This is a genomic window from Ignavibacteriota bacterium (assembly GCA_016716225.1).
Lineage (GTDB): Bacteria > Bacteroidota > Ignavibacteria > Ignavibacteriales > Melioribacteraceae.
Map to the genome: position 1 here is coordinate 2,444,619 of JADJWT010000001.1, position 16,367 is coordinate 2,460,985.

General features: G+C 27.4%; 17 protein-coding genes. All 17 read left to right on the forward strand.

The window, feature by feature from the left end; all coding sequences use genetic code 11:
- The first annotated feature begins 201 nt into the window (after positions 1 to 201).
- Positions 202 to 774 (forward strand): hypothetical protein, encoded by a 573-nt coding sequence (locus IPM32_10840; protein ID MBK8945747.1) that lies wholly within the window; start codon positions 202 to 204, stop codon positions 772 to 774.
- A gap of 277 nt (positions 775 to 1,051) precedes the next feature.
- Positions 1,052 to 1,648: a hypothetical protein gene (locus IPM32_10845; GenBank protein MBK8945748.1), complete on the forward strand. Its 597-nt coding sequence runs from the start codon at positions 1,052 to 1,054 to the stop codon at positions 1,646 to 1,648.
- 247 nt (positions 1,649 to 1,895) lie between these two features.
- Complete coding sequence (locus IPM32_10850; GenBank protein MBK8945749.1) at positions 1,896 to 2,258, forward strand: hypothetical protein; 363 nt, start codon at positions 1,896 to 1,898, stop codon at positions 2,256 to 2,258.
- A gap of 288 nt (positions 2,259 to 2,546) precedes the next feature.
- The gene (locus IPM32_10855; protein MBK8945750.1) at positions 2,547 to 2,993 is read left to right on the forward strand and encodes a hypothetical protein; all 447 of its coding nucleotides are present in this window, start codon (positions 2,547 to 2,549) and stop codon (positions 2,991 to 2,993) included.
- A 297-nt stretch (positions 2,994 to 3,290) separates the two neighbouring features.
- Positions 3,291 to 3,662 (forward strand): hypothetical protein, encoded by a 372-nt coding sequence (locus tag IPM32_10860; GenBank protein MBK8945751.1) that lies wholly within the window; start codon positions 3,291 to 3,293, stop codon positions 3,660 to 3,662.
- 463 nt (positions 3,663 to 4,125) lie between these two features.
- Positions 4,126 to 4,383: a hypothetical protein gene (locus tag IPM32_10865; protein ID MBK8945752.1), complete on the forward strand. Its 258-nt coding sequence runs from the start codon at positions 4,126 to 4,128 to the stop codon at positions 4,381 to 4,383.
- Between the two features lie 251 nt (positions 4,384 to 4,634).
- Positions 4,635 to 4,994 (forward strand): SdpI family protein, encoded by a 360-nt coding sequence (locus tag IPM32_10870; GenBank protein ID MBK8945753.1) that lies wholly within the window; start codon positions 4,635 to 4,637, stop codon positions 4,992 to 4,994.
- A 244-nt stretch (positions 4,995 to 5,238) separates the two neighbouring features.
- On the forward strand, positions 5,239 to 5,823 hold the full coding sequence (locus IPM32_10875; protein ID MBK8945754.1) for a hypothetical protein: 585 nt from the start codon (positions 5,239 to 5,241) through the stop codon (positions 5,821 to 5,823).
- Positions 5,768 to 7,408, forward strand: a complete 1,641-nt coding sequence (locus IPM32_10880) for a hypothetical protein (protein MBK8945755.1) — start codon at positions 5,768 to 5,770, stop codon at positions 7,406 to 7,408. The genes IPM32_10875 and IPM32_10880 overlap by 56 nt, the downstream gene beginning before the upstream one ends.
- 227 nt (positions 7,409 to 7,635) lie before the next feature.
- Complete coding sequence (locus tag IPM32_10885; GenBank protein MBK8945756.1) at positions 7,636 to 8,115, forward strand: hypothetical protein; 480 nt, start codon at positions 7,636 to 7,638, stop codon at positions 8,113 to 8,115.
- Positions 8,116 to 8,384: 269 nt separating this feature from the next.
- Entirely contained in the window at positions 8,385 to 9,815 is a 1,431-nt protein-coding gene (locus IPM32_10890) for a TlpA family protein disulfide reductase (protein ID MBK8945757.1), read from the forward strand.
- A gap of 167 nt (positions 9,816 to 9,982) precedes the next feature.
- Positions 9,983 to 10,957 (forward strand): hypothetical protein, encoded by a 975-nt coding sequence (locus IPM32_10895; GenBank protein ID MBK8945758.1) that lies wholly within the window; start codon positions 9,983 to 9,985, stop codon positions 10,955 to 10,957.
- Positions 10,958 to 11,206: 249 nt separating this feature from the next.
- Positions 11,207 to 11,545, forward strand: coding sequence for a hypothetical protein (locus IPM32_10900; protein ID MBK8945759.1), 339 nt, complete (start codon positions 11,207 to 11,209; stop codon positions 11,543 to 11,545).
- 918 nt (positions 11,546 to 12,463) lie between these two features.
- On the forward strand, positions 12,464 to 12,889 hold the full coding sequence (locus tag IPM32_10905; protein MBK8945760.1) for a DUF3021 family protein: 426 nt from the start codon (positions 12,464 to 12,466) through the stop codon (positions 12,887 to 12,889).
- A 388-nt stretch (positions 12,890 to 13,277) separates the two neighbouring features.
- A complete protein-coding gene (locus IPM32_10910) occupies positions 13,278 to 13,703 on the forward strand; it encodes a VOC family protein (GenBank protein ID MBK8945761.1) in 426 nt (141 codons plus the stop codon).
- Positions 13,704 to 13,959: 256 nt separating this feature from the next.
- Entirely contained in the window at positions 13,960 to 14,817 is an 858-nt protein-coding gene (locus IPM32_10915; GenBank protein MBK8945762.1) for a hypothetical protein, read from the forward strand.
- A 239-nt stretch (positions 14,818 to 15,056) separates the two neighbouring features.
- Entirely contained in the window at positions 15,057 to 15,611 is a 555-nt protein-coding gene (locus IPM32_10920) for a hypothetical protein (protein MBK8945763.1), read from the forward strand.
- Positions 15,612 to 16,367 lie beyond the last annotated feature (756 nt).

Genomic DNA, 16,367 nt, shown 5'->3' on the forward strand with positions numbered 1-16,367 from the left:
ACCACTTAAATATTCTATTTTGTAAAATTTATATGACGATAAATAATTAACGTATTTACGCATCAAAATTTTTGTTATTCAGACTAACCGAACAGCAGTTTAGAATCTATCCATCGCCAGAGGCTATGGATAACCAACTGCTCAAGCAGCATAAACAGAGTATCTGCTTAGCAGCGTGCGCCGTTATAACGATAGAAAAATATGGGTAATAAAAAGGAAGAAATTGAGATTCTTGAAAGTTTCATTGACGAATATGATAATAAAATATCAATATTATCAACAAATGAAGCGAAATCAATTTATAGTAATTATAATGAGGAAAATCCGGACTTCATTATTAAATCTAATAATGTAAATATAGGGATTGAATTATTTGAATTGGTTTCATCGCATAATTCAAATTTATTAATGTCTCAAGAAGAAAGAGAACTTGGTTGTGTAAATCAGCATCATTTGAAAAGTATTAGAAAGAAATTAAAAACAAATTTACTTTATGAAAATGAAGAATTGTTAAATGTTGCTGTAGAGCGAATAAATGATAAAATAGAAAATAAACTTCAAAACTATGTTTCTAATAAAATTTGGCTTTTAGGTTATGCTAATAAAGAATTTAATTTTAAATTACTGGATACTGCATTGGAAGACTACTCAATTAGTTTTATCCAACAATATATAATTGATAATATTACTTATTCTGAAAGAATCGAAAAAGTAATATTATTTAAATGTTTTGGTAAAAATAAAATTATTGAGATAATTCCAAAAGCGTTATAACAAACAAATCAACCCGACCGCTTCGCTCAATTCTGGTTTGGTTTGTAAACTAAAAGTTTGGGAATCTATTTTAGTCTTTTGTTAAAGATAAGTGCAATTCAGAAAAGTTAGTCGCAGTTTTTGCTGGTGAAAATTAAAAACTGCTCTTTAAAATAAATCAATCGTTATTTAATAAAATTGTTGTTATTGGCGGACGGGTTATTTGCCACGCCGTTAGGCAATACTAAAAGAATTATTAAGAATTTATATATAGGCATGTGATATGATGTTCTACAGAATGTTCATAGGATTATCTTTATTGTTGTCTTTATTCATAAGTTGTTCAGATAATGTTAGTCCTATAGAAAACGACCAATTAGAAATAATACCTCTCAAAGTAGGTAACGAATGGAAATATGAAACAACTACTTCTGATTCAACCGGCAAAATTGACTTTATTGAATATGATATTCAAAGTGTGTTAAAAGACACAATCATTTCCGATATCAGATGGTATCAGTATAACAATTCAAATTCTATTTGGTATACTAATAAGGAAGATGGCTATTGGGTGTATAAAGTAGCTGATCCGAAACTGATCACTGATCGGGATACTTCACATATTGTATTTAAACATAATTATGACAATGTGGCAGAATATAATGGATTTGAGGTAATTTCGGTTGACACTATGATTGTTGTTCCAGCAGGTAATTTTAACTGTATTCATTTGAGTTGGAAATGGAATAATTCTAATAATTATTTATTGTACTCTTATGAAATATTTTTATCACCAGGGATAGGTCAAGTAAAATGGGAACAAGTAGGTGAATTATCAAATAATCAAAAATTCATACCATATAAAGGAGAATTGACACGTTATTTATTGAAATAAAAGATTGCCTAACCAACAAATCAACCCGACTGCGCGCGCAGTCTGGAATTTGTTGTAAAAATTAAATTTGAAAGTTCACTTAAAATTGTTGTTCAGCATTGAAAGTAAATTTAAATAACCAAAAAACTGTTGTTTCAAAAGAAAAGTTAACAACAGTTTTTTATAAACTTTGGCGGAAACAAATAGAATTAAGTTTGCCGTTTTGGGCAGCGGGTTATTTGTGTCGCCGTTATATTGCTAAAAAAATATGAATTACGAAAAATTATATCAAAAAATAAAATGGCATGATTTATCAGTTGATAAAATTATTATTGATACTGAAAAAAAAGTATTACAAATAATTGTATCAGAATTTGATGAAAATGAAAAAGACTTTAAATTGGTTCAAATTATATTCAGTGAAATAATTAAGATTAGTTCTAATGATATTTCATTTTCTGATTTAACTAATTTTGACAAAGAATATTCAGCAGAAATATTTTCATTTGAAATCAATAATAAACCAAATGGTGATCTTCAATCATTATTAAATATACTTTTGGGTTTTGGTAAACCAGATCTTATTCTAAATATTTTATCAAGAAAAATTGAAATTAAATATTGTGATTAATAAATGTATAATAAAAGTATATAATGCTTTATCTAATATTTATGTAAAATTAAAAAGCAATATAACCAACAAATCAACACGACCGCCGTTTTCATTCGGTGGAAATTTGTAAATAGAAAGTTAGAAAGGATTACTAAAGTTATTTGTTAAAGTTTGTTCAATTCAGAAAGTTTAAAAACAATGTTTGTAAAAAAGTTAAACATTGTTTTGTAAAATTAAAAATTCGTTATTTAGTAAAATTTAAATTATTGGCGGCGTGTTATTTGCCACGCCGTTATAAGGTTAGAAATGAAATTTAAATATTTATACTTAATAATATATTTACTATCGACAATTGTCTGGAGTCAAAATTATAAGTATAGAATTTATAACCTAACAGAGCAAAATCTTAACTTTATAGTTTTTAATACAGAAGATCACGAAATAGTTACTTCAGATTCAAGTTTAGGAATCGAACTTATGAGAATTTGGACTGTCCCAATAATCGATTCAAAAAATTATCCAAATCCATTCTCTCCTAGTCAAACATTTCAATTTGTTGTTGAAGATTTTGATACTGTAAAACTTGAATTGTTAAATAAAAATAGAGAGCTACTTTCTGTAATATTTAATGAAAAATTTTTACCTGGTAGTTATAGAATGGAATTGTTAAAAAACAGTATAAATACTGAATATTTCATTTTGAAATATTATAAAAACGATAAAAATTGGGAATATCTTCTAGGAATAAATTAACCTTATAACAAACAAATCAACCCGACCGCCGTTCCGGCTTGGGTTTTGTGCAAAATAAAAGTTTGAAAGTAATTTTAAGTATTTTGTTAAAGTGAAGGGCAATTCAGAAAGTTTAAAAACAATGTTTGTGAAAAAAGTTAAACATTGTTTTGTAAAAATATAAATTCGTTATTTTGTAAAATTTAAATTTTGGGCGGCGTGTTATTTGCGCCGCCGTTATACAACTTCAAAATGAATAAAAATAATCTATCATATTTCTTCATATTACTCTTGTTTAATGGGTGCTATACGGTTCTTATGAAGTCAGATCCAAAAACAAATTGTGAAAATTTAACTAATAATATTTGGGAAAAAACAATAAGTTATTATCATGAAGATCATAACGGTGTTTCAAGAAATGATTATACTAGATTTACAATAGATTTTTATAGAAATGGCGAATTTTATTTTGGTATATATGAATTACCCAATATGCCAACTGGAAAATATATATGTAATAATGACACATTAAAATTATTCAGTGAAACAACAACAGAATATTTTATAATAAAATTTCAATCTGCCAAGCTTGAACTTATTAAAATAAAAGATAAAAATTCATTAGAAAAAAATAAACTATATTTCGGTAATTTAGAAGGTGTTTGGAATCGCAAGAAAAAAGTTGTATAACAAACAAATCAACCCGACCGCTTCGCTCAATATTGGTTTGGTTTGTAAACAGAAAGTTTGAAAGTAAATTTCAGTTTTTTGTTAAAGTGAAGTATAATTTATAAAAGTGAGACGCAGTTTTTGCCAAAGGAAAATTAAAAACTGCTCTTTAAAATTAACCATACGTTATTTAGTAAAATTGTTGTTTTGGGCGGACGGGTTATTTGCCACGCCGTTAGGTTGCTAGTTAAAAAGACAAAAGGAGTCAGTTATGATTACTCAAAGGAACATATCTTTACTACTAATAATATCGATATGCATAACTGCATTAATTACAACATGCTCAGATTCACCAACAAAATCTACTGAACAAGAAATTGAATTCTCCTCCCATCAATTGCCTGGATGTCAAAGTAATTCCACATTATCTAAAGTAACCCATTATGATTCACTTTTTAATTATTCATTTAATGATACTTTGAAAATGAGTTTGGGAGTATGGGGAAATTGTGGTCCAGATTCAAACAGATTTGAAACAACATATAGAATAAGCGAAGATTCGATATTTATTAGTGTACAAGATACTGCAATAGATATGTATTATTGCAATTGTGACTATATTGTAAATATTATTCTTATTGGTTTACCAGATGATAAATATTACGTTAATTGTACTTTCCCTGAAGACTCAGTTGTAGTAGGTAGAATACTTCAATACAAAGAAATTGTAATTAGAGAATAAATTAAAAGCAACCTAACCAACAAATCAACCCGACTGCGTTCGCAGTCTGGCATTTGTTGTAAAAACATAAAATTAAAGTTCATTGTAAATTGTTGTTCAACATTGAAAGTAAATTTAAATAACCAAAAAACAGTTTTTGCTAAAGACAATTTAAAAACTGTTTTTATAAACTTTGGCGGAAACGAATAAACTTAAGTTTGCTGTTATTGGCAGCGGGTTATTTGTGCCGCCGTTATACATTTGGAGGAAATATGGAAATATCATTTCTAATTTCTGGCTTTGTTGGAATTATAATGATTGCACTATCAATTCCATTAATATTGCAAAAAGTAAAAATTAATCATTGGTACGGAATAAGATTACCAGAAACGATGAAAGATGAAAAAATTTGGTTTGAAACTAACAAATTTGGTGGAAAATACTTATTTAATATTGGTGCTAGCATTGTAGTTATAAGTATTGTTTTATATTTCCAAAAAATAATTCCAGATATTTATGCTTTTATATTTATTACAATATTTATATACGTAAGTGTAATTGGCTTCGCAATAAAATCGAGTAAATTGGCAACAACAATATCAAAAAAGAAAAACAAAACTGTTTTAGAGTAAAAATGTATAACAAACAAATCAACTTGACCGCCGTTCTGTTTTGGCGGAAAATGTAAAATTTGGCAGTGAAAGTTTATTTTAAGTTTTTTGTTAAAAGTGAACAATGTTCAGAAAGTTAAGTCGCAATGTTTGCAAAGAAAATTAAACATTGCTCCGGTAATTTTGCAATTAGTTATTTTATAAAAATTTAATTTTGGGCGGCAAGTTATTTGCAACGCTGTTATGTACCTAAAAATGAGAAATTATGTTACCTGATTTTATAAATGCAAAGAATATTTTCAGAGATGAGTTGTTTAATTATTTTTCACAACGTGTTAAAATTAACAATCCATTCGCTGTAGTTCCATCAAAAGCTGTTGTAGAGGGTGATGGTGCTAAAATTATTAGAGAAGATGGTGATGAAGCTCCTTTTGATTTCAAAAGAATCTCAACAACAATTGAGCATGAATTTAAAAATATACCTAATCAGACAGTTGATGATATATATAAGATATTTGATAAGATGGCAGCCGACTTTGCTAGACAACAATTCCAAATTGCAATTGAAGAAATTGATAAATCAACTAAAAAAAGTGGCAATCGTACGGAAGGACCTTTAACACCTAAGTTATTTTTCGAAACAATCAAAATGAGATTGATTCCATTTAACGAAAAAGGAGAAACAGAAAACCAAATGCTTATACTACATCCAGATAAAATGGAGGATTTTGAAAAAATGTTCAAAGAGATTGAAGAAAATGAAGAACTAAGAAAAGAATATGATGAAATAATTAATGAAAAAAAACGAGAATGGCGTGATCGAGAGAATAGTAGAAAATTGGTTGATTGAAGCAAACGAGAGATTATTCCAGTATCCTTTTTGTCAAATTCTTACAAACAAAGGGCATACTGTTTTACACATGACACGTCATTGTGCAATGGAGCAAGGGAAAGATATTATCTCCATAGATACAGATGGTAATATATGTGCTTTTCAATTAAAAGGAATAGCAAGTGAAAGAATGACATTATCAAAGTGGGAAGAAAATTTAACTCAAATTAATAAATTAGTTTATCAAAGTCCTATACATCCTTCTATCAAAGAACCAAAACCACATAAATCATTTTTAGTTATAAACGCGGATATTGATGAAGAAGTTCAATCTTCAGTTAATGCTTACAATCAAAATTTAGCAAATCAAGGGAGAAATGATAAATTAGAGGTTATTGTTAAAGGTAAATTTCTAGAAGGATTACAATTACTAGGCAGTGATTTTTGGCCAATAAAACCATCAAATCTAAATCAATTTTTAGAACTTTATTTGCAAAACGGCAAGGGATTTCCAGATAAAGAAAAATTATCCATATTTATATCAGAAAATTTTGGTATGAATAAAATGGAGAGATTAAAAATATCAAAAAATCAAGCACGTAGATTAGCACTTTCCATTTCATTTTTTAATTCTTTTTTAGCCACTCCGTTTAATAAAGAGAATAATTATGCTTCTGAGTTTGAATGCTACGTTATATATCTTTCTCATTTGATGGGATTTATTGAGAAGCAAAATTTGCAATATTCTTTTTTTGAAGATATAATAAGTTTAACTATTCAACATCTTTATAATCTACTTATCAACATTGCCGAAGAATTAGAACAACTAGAATATTATCACACTAATTATTTATTAGAAGCTGAATCAATAGCTTATCGTCCTCGAATAACTTATTTAATTGCCTTAACAAGTCTTTTATATTTATGGAATCATTTTTATAAAAATGATGATTATATAATTACTCAATACGATGAATTTCTTAAAAAATTTATTAATGATAATTCTAAATATCTTTACTATTGGGGAGAATATGCTTCACCACAAATGTTACTGTTCTACTTATTTCAAAGATACACTAACGGTTCCGCGTTCATTGATTTATTCTTAAGAGACATTGTCAATGTCATTATTGCTCATAGTAAAGACAAAAAATCAACTTTCCCGGATCCATATATTAACTATGATAATTATATTAAAAATCTATACGATAAAAAAAATGATCCACAAGAAAAAATATTTAATGGAGAGTCATATTCTGTCGAGTGTTTTGTGCACCTTTTTGCAATGAAGAATTTTAAAAACGAAATGAAATTTTTATGGCCTGGTGTATCAAGACTTCAGCACCATAAATTTGTTTTAAAAAACGAATGGGAATTTTATAAGTGGAGAGCAAATGAAGGGACTACAGTTTATGAAGTCCCACCACTTCAAAAGAGTTGGTCTGAATTACACAAAGAGTCCAATGACCATTCTGGAAATGTTTTGCCTACAATAATTAAAGATAATCCAATTTATTTTTTATGCCATCTTCTTGTTTATCCCCATAGATTAAATTCCGATGGTGGCAGATGGTTAATAAAAAAATTATATAGTTTACGCTAAAAAAAGGTACATAACAAGCAAATCAACTTGACCGCCGAACTTAGTCGGGTGAATTTGTAAATAGAAAGTTCGAAAGTTTAACTTAAGTATTTTGTTAAAATGGAGCAATGTTCAGAAAATTAATTCGCAATGTTTGCGAAGAAAAATTAAACATTGCTCAGGTAAATTTACCACTCGTTATTAAATAAAATTTTTGTTTTGGGTGGCAAGTTATTTGCCACACCGTTATGTGTATAGGAATTATGAAAGAACATAGAGATGCATCAAATAAACTTTCAATTGAATTATCTAATACTATGGATGATCATTTATTTGTTTGTTTATCAGATACAATTATCAAAGAGTTTAAAGCGAAGATAACAAATAAATTAGATGGTATTGATCAACATTATTGGGATTTCAATATTCGCGAAAATAAAATAGTTTTACATTCCGATTCAATGGCTGGCATTTCTATTTATGCTGAAAACGATTCTGATACAGAGTTGTTAAGAAAAATCGGTCAGAAATTATTTGATGTAGTAAAAGTCTCGGAAATCCAACGTATTGAAGGCCTTGCCAGTATGACTGTTAATGAAAGATTGTATGTCAGTGGTTTAATGGCTGAGTTTGATATCGCTAAAAAGAATAATAAAAATCGTGCAAAAACAATTCTCCGCTGGCTTGGTGTAGATGAAGGAAGCATAGTAAGAATTATAGAAGTATGAGAATAAATTTTAAAATATACACATAACCAGCAAATCAACACGACTGCCTTTCTCACTTGGCAATTGTTGTAAAAAATTGGTTGAAAAGTTTTAATAAAATAATTTGTTAAAGTTTGTGCAATTCAAGGAAAAGTTAGAAAACAATGTTTGAGTAAAAACAAGTTAAACATTGTTTTGTAAAAATTATTATTCGTTATTTATAAAAATTAAAATTATTGGCAGCGTGTTATTTGCAACGCCGTTATACAACAAATCAAAAAGAGGAAAATATGAAAAATAATTTGGCGTTTCTTTTTATTCTTATTCTTCTTAATTCATGTGCAAATAATAAAAAATCAAATGAAATATTAATAACTGGTAAATTATTGGATAAAGGTATTGAAGAAGTTAAATTAAACTTATATCCGACTGATATTGCAATTAATAATATTGAATATTTTGCCAAAGTTGAAAAAGATTCAACGTTCTTGTTTAAAATCTCATCTGATGTAAGTCTATATGGAAATATTCATATAGGTAATTTTTATCACAAAATATTTCTATCGCCAAATGATGATTTGTTTATTACAAATGAACAAGATACTATCAGCTATTCCGGACAAGGTTCAGAGAAAAATAATTTTCTTTACCAAGTAGTTGAAGAAAATGGATTATACCACTATTCAAGAATTTTACAAAAGAACGATACAACAAAACATCCAATAATTTTAGCTAAAGAAGAACAAATAAAGTTTGTTAAAATAATAGAAGAAAATAAAAACAAATATAAACTAAGTTCTGAATTTGTAAATTTTCTTAAACTAAACGATTTATCTTCATATGAAGGATTTTTAATGTATTACAAACTATTTAGTAATAAAAAAAATGACAAAGTTGAAGACTCATTAGAAATTAATAAAGAATTTGAAAGAATAAAATTTGTAAACAAATTTATTGACGATAAAAAGTTATCTACACCCGAATACTTTTATAACATGAGAAATTTTGTCTATGCAAAGACTAATATTTTTATGAAAAAATCTGAGCTTAAATATCAGTCAGATTTGCAAAATACAGTTCAAATTATTTTCTTTGATTCATTAATTGGTAAATCTAAATCATACGCAATAGCTGATTGGCTTATAAATGATTTTAATTTTAATATTTATGACACAATAATCTATGATAGATTTAAAAAAGAAATTAAAGATTCACTTGCGTTAAAGGTTGTTAAAAAAAGTTACGACAAATATGTATTAAAACAACAACTTATAAACAAACCACTGAATGAAGAATTCAATAAAACCGAATTAGAAGATGATAAAGGAAATCTAATATTATTTGAGGATATGATAAAGAAGTACAAGGGGAAACTTGTTTATTTAGATATTTGGAGTTTGGGCTGCGGTCCTTGTATTGCAAATATGCCAAGATCAAAAGAATTAAAAGAAAAGTTGAAAAATTACCCAATTGAATTTGTATACCTTACCACAGATAATAAGTTTGATACTCTTTGGCAAGAAGTATATAAAGTTTCACTAACAAATGAAAATCATTATAGACTTGTAAAAGGTTTTGATTCAAGAATATTAAAATTTCTAAATATAAATTGGGTTCCTAATTATATGTTAATTGATAAAGACAATAAGTTAATAAGTTTTAATGCTTTAGGACCACATGATGCAAAATGCGAGGAAGAAATAAGAAAATATCTAAATTAAATTGTTGTATAACCAACAAATCAACCCGACTGCATAAGCAGTTTAGCATTTGTTGTAAAAATTAAATTTGAAAGTTCGTTTAAATTTGTTGTTTAATATTGAAAGTAAATTTAAATAACCAAAAAACAGTTTTTGTAAAAACAATTTAAAAACTGTTTTTATAAATTTTGGCGGAAACAAATAAACTTAAGTTTGCAATTTTGGGCAGCGGGTTATTTGCGCCGCCGTTATATTCTCAAAAAAAGGATAGTATAAATTTAATGTATCATAAAAGATTTGAATCCTTCGGAATTACTCATATCAGAATAATATTTAAATGCATTATTTGTAATAATATTATTGAAAGTGAATCTTTTTATATCCCAATTCCAAATTTTATTTCTAACTTTTTTAGTAAAACTTCATCTGGTTATTGGACAGAAGTTAAATGCAACTGTGATGAAATTTATGAATTAAGAATTGGCTCAGATTTAAAAGGTGGATTTATTGAGATAGAAGGATTGTTAGCTAATGATGAAAGTGTAGAAATAATAAAAGAAGTTAAGGCTTCGAATAATTTTTACAGTGAACAAATAGACTCGATGTTGACTTCTAAGAACAATTATGAATTATTCTTAAATGAAATAACTAATGTGAGAAATCTCAATAATGTGATATTAGAAGATGTAAAATTACAAAAGACATTACAAAGGCAAATGTATTCAAGCACTATAACTTGTTTAGAGGATTATTTATCTTCAACATTAGTACGAGAAGTATTCAGAAATGAAACCAATTTTAAAAATTTCGTTAAAACATTTCATGAAATTAAAAATCAAAAATTTTTGATTGGAGAGATATTTGAAAAATACGACCAATTGAAACTTATAGTAACAAAACATTTACTTGATGTAGTTTATCATAATTTAGACAAAGTAAAAGGTATGTATGAAGATAGTTTGAATATTAATTTTCCTACAATCTCTGATTTAATACTTGCAATAGAAATTCGTCACGACTTAGTTCATAGAAATGGGAAAAACAAATCTGGCGAAACTATTCAAATATCGAAAATTGATGTTGATAATTTAATAAAAAAAGTTGAGAATTTTGTTTACAGTATTGAGCAAGAATTGAAAAGTAAACGTGAGTTTGAAGAATGAGAATATAACCAGCAAATCAACCCGACCGCCGCACTGGTTTGGGTTTAGTGTAAAAATATAAATTGAAAGTTGTTTAGGCATTTTTGTTAAAAGTGAACAAAATTCAGAAAGTTAAGTCGCAAAGTTTGCTAAAGGTAGGTTAAACTTTGCTCCGTAAATTTAAACAATCGTTATTTTATAAAATTGAGTTTTAGGCAGCGGGTTATTTGTCACGCCGTTATATGCTTCAATAAATATAGGAACACAATTATGAGTTGGTACAAAATTAAAATCACAGAAAAAGAATTTACTAAAAGTGGTCACGGTTTTATTTTTCGTGACCTTGACGATTGTATTAAGCATAATCCAAAACTCAAAAATGTTTTCTTTGCAGTAAAAGAGCATATTTATGGCGAAGGTCATTTTTATTATTTTTGTAATCCGCCCCAAGATTGTATTCTTAGCCATCTTTTAAGTCTTGGTGCTTCGGTGTGCGATCAGCCAAATGATAGCTCTGGTCTACACCATTGTTATGCCAGTTTTGAACTTTATCAAGAATATTTTGACAATCTATCCGATCAAGATACTCGCAAAGAAAGTTCCGAATAAAGACATCTTTTATACCATCGAGAGTGCCATTTAGGTAGATTGTTATTAAATCACCCTTTTTGAATGATTGCTCTTTAAGGAATTCCATTTGATAAATTCTAAGGTTATTCATATTCAACATATTAGTGTCCATAATAATAAAACGCATATAACAAGGCAATCAACCCGACTGCTTCGCAATTACCAAGTTGTGCGTAAGTTGTTAAATTAGTTATTTGTGTTTGTTTGTTGTTTAGCATTTTTTAGTTATTTAATTTTATTTTAATTTTTATCATTCATTAATATTTATAAATTCAACTTCTGGCAGCGGGTTATTGCCCACGCCGTTATACACGGTTTAAAATATATTTAAAATTGTCTTTTAGGTTTTGTAAAGTTTTAAGTTTTCCAACTTTTGTAAAATCAAATTTTAGTTTTTTACAAAAATTATAATTCGTAAATCATTTCTAAAAATTAGTTTTCGTTCTTTTAATAATTTTTGTTAAACATTTATCAAAGTTTAAGTTTTTCTAAAATGTAAAATTGCTGTTCAAGTTTTTCTATACAAAAAATGTACTTAAAATTTAGAGCTGTTAAAAATTTTCAATAAATAAATATTTCGTAAAAATTTAAAAATCTGTTAAATAAAATTTCAAAAAAAGTTAAAACAAAATATTTATATAAAAGTGTATAACCCGCAAATCAACCCGACCGCTCTGCCACGGCAGACAAGTTCGCTAATTTGGGTTTGGTTTGTAAACAGAAAGTTTGAAAGTAAATTATAGTTTTTAGTAAAAGTGTAGTGCAATTCAAAAAGTTTTGTCGCAAAGTTTGCAAGGAAAATTAAACTTTGCTCTTTAAATAAATCATTCGTTATTTAGTAAAATTGTTGTTTTGGGCGTCGGGTTATTTGCCACGCCGTTATGCATATAAGATCAAATGAGATTAAGTAAAATAATTCGATATTTATTTTTAACCCTATATGGAATTATTACTCTTCTATTTTTTGGTTCAGCTATAAGATTAATATTAAATTATTACTTGCAGTTTTCACCTGATAAAATTTCAGTCGAACTTGAAGCAACTTTATTATTCTCATTTATTTCAATAGTGATAGGTTTAATATTTGCTGTTCTATTTTATTTGTTCTACAAAGAAAAGAAGGAAACTTTAATTTTATTTTCTATAATCTTTTTTGTTTGTTTTGTTTTCTTTATAACTAATATATTTTCTGCAGATTGGAGCAACAATAAAGAAGTAATATTTATTATTGGAGTTATCTTCTTTCCATCCTTAAATCTAATTTATCTAATTAAACACTTCACAAATTTTAAGTTAAAAAAATTATTAAAAAAATATGCATAACAAGTGCCTCAACCCGACTGCTTCTTTTCATTTGGCGAATTTCATTTTTTAAGATGAGTGCACTCAACAAGTTTTATGTTAAACATTGTTCTTCTAATTAATTAACTTGCCTCCGGTGCGTATGAAAATGAAAGTTACTCACCTCCGGCTTAATCATTGGCAGTTGTGCATAATTTAGTATTGCTGTTATGGGCAGCGGGTTAGGCACAAGGCCGTTATGTGCTAAGTGAATTTAATAATTTAACAAATCCGTTTACTATATTTTAGAAAAGGAAATTAGATGAAAAAACTGATGACAATTATACTCTTATCTTTGTTAATCTCAAGTTGCAGCACAAGTGATAGTTTAAATAATAATATAAATACAAATAAGGGACTGAAATTAATTATGAACGACACAATACCAAAAGTAACCGGAATTGGAGGAATATTCTTTTTTTCTGACAATCCAAATGAAACGAAAGAGTGGTATGCTAAGAATTTAGGACTTGAAACCAATGAATGGGGATCAAGTTTTGAATTTAGAAATGCAAACAGACCTGACGAAATTAATTATTTACAGTGGAGTCCTTTTAAGAAAGGTAGTGAATATTTTGCTCCATCAAAAAAGGAATATATGATTAATTATCGAGTTCAGAATATTGATGGTTTAGTAAAAAAGTTACAAGCAAATGGCGTGACCATTCTTGACAAAATCGAAACCTTTGAATACGGGAGATTTGTTCATATTCTGGACTCTGAGGGAAACAAATTAGAACTATGGGAACCAATTGACAGCGTTTTTACGAAAATGGGTGGTAAGACAACCAAATGATAATTATAAGAATTAAACAAAATTATAATTTTTATAACGGGAAGAAGCAATCGCACATAACCCGCCGCTCAACGCGGACAGCGTTTTACAGTGCGGCATTTGTGTAATTATAAAGTTGTGTTTGCAAAACTATGTTTCTCTTTAAGATAGTTAGTTCTAAGAAACATTTTTATAAATAAGAAAGTAGTTGCAAGTATTCGGCATTCTTGTTTTGGGCTGCCGGTTAGCGGCAACGTCGTTATGTAGCAAAGGAAATATGAAATCATTATTATTAGTTTTTCTAATTAACTTATTGGTTTATGGTCATGATTCTTTAAAGACTGATACCAATTATTATCAACAAGATTCAATTACACAAAAAACTGAAATACAAAAAGTTTTTATTACTAATGAGAAAACTCTAATAGAAAAATATGAAGGATTTATAGGTGCATTTTTAGGAGCATTTTTTGCTTTCTTATTTTTCAGAATTGGTGAATTTCTCAATAGGATTGTCAGGCGTAAGAATTTACATATAAGTGCTTTGGTTAAAATTGATAGGAATTTAAATGAAATTCATGATGTTATACATGGAAATACTTATATATATGACAAAATAATTGAACAGAATCAAGAAGCAGAAAAACTTGGAGTGCCATCAATTACTAACAATAACTTTCAAAAACTTTCTTTTGATGAATTAATTATTCATGATTTAATAAATACGGATTATTTTAAAGAAATTTTTAGTCTCAAAGTTAAAATTCGCAAATACAATTCTGATATAGAAACAATATTTGGGTTATTAAAAAGTTTGGGTGATTCTTATCTTAGTAAAATGATAGACAAGGATACTTATATTTTTAATCATAATAATGCTATTAACAAACTTGGCGAATTAAAAAAATATAATGTGTTTTTACAAAAACTTGTGAAAGAACTTATAGCTAAAGCAAGAACTTTAGTTGCAATAGAAAAAACAATTACTCAAAAAATATATTTCTCAATTGTTAAGAAAAAGTACAATAAGAAATTTCATAAAAAATATCCTACCGAATTAAATAAAATATCGGAAGATATTGAAAAGGGGCAAGAGAAAGACAAATCACTATTGGATGAAATATTTAATAAGTAGCTACATAACCAGCAAATCAACCCGACCGCTTCGCTAATTTGGGTTCGGTTTGTAAACAGAAAGTTAGAAAGTAAGTTTAGTTTTTTGTAAAAGTGTTGTTCAATTCTGGAAAGTGAGTCGCAGTTTTTTGTAAAACAAAATTAAAAACTGCTCTTTAAAATAAATCATTCGTTATTAAATAAAATTGTTGTGTTGGGCGGACGGGTTATTTGCCACGCCGTTATACTGTTTAGATTATTATGAAAAAAAAATATTTAAATAATTTATTTTTTCTCTTAATGTTTTTTCTTTTAACAAACAATTCAAATGTTATAGCTCAGAGGAAAGGTGAAGTTGTATTTGGTGTGAGCTTAGGAATTATTTCGAAAGGTTTTTTATCCTTGAAATATTTTCCAGTTGATGGAAATGCTATTGAAATTCATGGAGGAATACTTCCTGGTTTATATAATTATGGATTAGCATTACATCATTATTTTGATTTATCAAGACCAAATTCATTTATTCAAATAGGTATTTCGAATTTTGGTGGAATTTCTGAAAATATTTCAGATGATACAACAAATAATATTGATACATTGGGTTCTTCAATTTTAGGAATAAATATAGGTTTTGGAAGAGAATTTACTTCTGAAAAAGAAGTATATTTTTTTGCTGGTGGACCAACATTTGTAATTGATAAACATATAAATTGTTTTGACAGAAAGTCAAATAAATATTTCGAAGAACAAGAATTAGATTTTGGTTTAATTGGATTTATTGAAGTTGGTCGTAGTTTTTATCCTAAAAAGAAATAAAAACAGTATAACCAACAAATCAACCCGACCGCCGTTACGGCTTGGGTTTTGTGAAAAATAAAAGTTTGAAAGTTCATTTAAGTTATTTGTTAATGTTAAGTGCAATTCAAAAAGTTTTGTCGCAAAGTTTGCAAGGAAAATTAAACTTTGCTCATTAAATAAATCAATCGTAATTTAATAAAATTGTTGTTATGGGCGTCGGGTTATTTGCCACGCCGTTATACACGGTTTAAAAACTATTTAAAATTGTCTTCAAAGTTTTACAAAGTTTTAAGTTTTCAAACTTTTGTAAAATTAAATTTTAGTTTTCCACCAAAAATTAAATTCGTAAAATATTTCTAAAAATTAGTTTTCGTTCTTTTAATTATTTTTGTTAAACATTTTTCTAAGTTTTTCATTTGCCTAAAATGTAAAATTGCTGTTTAAGTTTTTCTATTCAAAATATGTATTTAAAAATTAGAGCTGTTTAAAATTTTCAATAAATAAAAGTTTTCAAAAGATTTAAGAAAAATCTGTTAAATAAATTTTCTAAAAAAAGTTAAAACAAAAAATTTGTATAAAAGTGTATAACACGCAAATCAACCCGACCGCTTCGCTAATTTGGGTTTGGTTTGTAAATAAAAAGTTTGAAAGTTCATTTTAGTAATTTGTTAAACTGAAGTGCAATTCAAAAAGTTTAGTCGCAAAGTTTTCTAAAGAAAAGTTAAACTTTGCTTTGGTAATTTTACCAATCGTTATTTAATAAAATTGTAGTTT

Bases quoted from the DNA above. Each gene is read 5' to 3' on its own strand.
- IPM32_10855 (MBK8945750.1), top strand. From the start codon at position 2,547: ATGAAATTTAAATATTTATACTTAATAATATATTTACTATCGACAATT.
- IPM32_10885 (MBK8945756.1), top strand. From the start codon at position 7,636: ATGTGTATAGGAATTATGAAAGAACATAGAGATGCATCAAATAAACTT.
- IPM32_10860 (MBK8945751.1), top strand. From the start codon at position 3,291: ATGAAGTCAGATCCAAAAACAAATTGTGAAAATTTAACTAATAATATT.
- IPM32_10900 (MBK8945759.1), top strand. From the start codon at position 11,207: ATGAGTTGGTACAAAATTAAAATCACAGAAAAAGAATTTACTAAAAGT.
- IPM32_10850 (MBK8945749.1), top strand. From the start codon at position 1,896: ATGAATTACGAAAAATTATATCAAAAAATAAAATGGCATGATTTATCA.
- IPM32_10845 (MBK8945748.1), top strand. From the start codon at position 1,052: ATGTTCATAGGATTATCTTTATTGTTGTCTTTATTCATAAGTTGTTCA.
- IPM32_10840 (MBK8945747.1), top strand. From the start codon at position 202: ATGGGTAATAAAAAGGAAGAAATTGAGATTCTTGAAAGTTTCATTGAC.
- IPM32_10875 (MBK8945754.1), top strand. From the start codon at position 5,239: ATGTTACCTGATTTTATAAATGCAAAGAATATTTTCAGAGATGAGTTG.
- IPM32_10905 (MBK8945760.1), top strand. From the start codon at position 12,464: ATGAGATTAAGTAAAATAATTCGATATTTATTTTTAACCCTATATGGA.
- IPM32_10920 (MBK8945763.1), top strand. From the start codon at position 15,057: ATGAAAAAAAAATATTTAAATAATTTATTTTTTCTCTTAATGTTTTTT.
- IPM32_10915 (MBK8945762.1), top strand. From the start codon at position 13,960: ATGAAATCATTATTATTAGTTTTTCTAATTAACTTATTGGTTTATGGT.
- IPM32_10880 (MBK8945755.1), top strand. From the start codon at position 5,768: ATGAAAAAAAACGAGAATGGCGTGATCGAGAGAATAGTAGAAAATTGG.
- IPM32_10910 (MBK8945761.1), top strand. From the start codon at position 13,278: ATGAACGACACAATACCAAAAGTAACCGGAATTGGAGGAATATTCTTT.
- IPM32_10865 (MBK8945752.1), top strand. From the start codon at position 4,126: ATGAGTTTGGGAGTATGGGGAAATTGTGGTCCAGATTCAAACAGATTT.
- IPM32_10870 (MBK8945753.1), top strand. From the start codon at position 4,635: ATGGAAATATCATTTCTAATTTCTGGCTTTGTTGGAATTATAATGATT.
- IPM32_10890 (MBK8945757.1), top strand. From the start codon at position 8,385: ATGAAAAATAATTTGGCGTTTCTTTTTATTCTTATTCTTCTTAATTCA.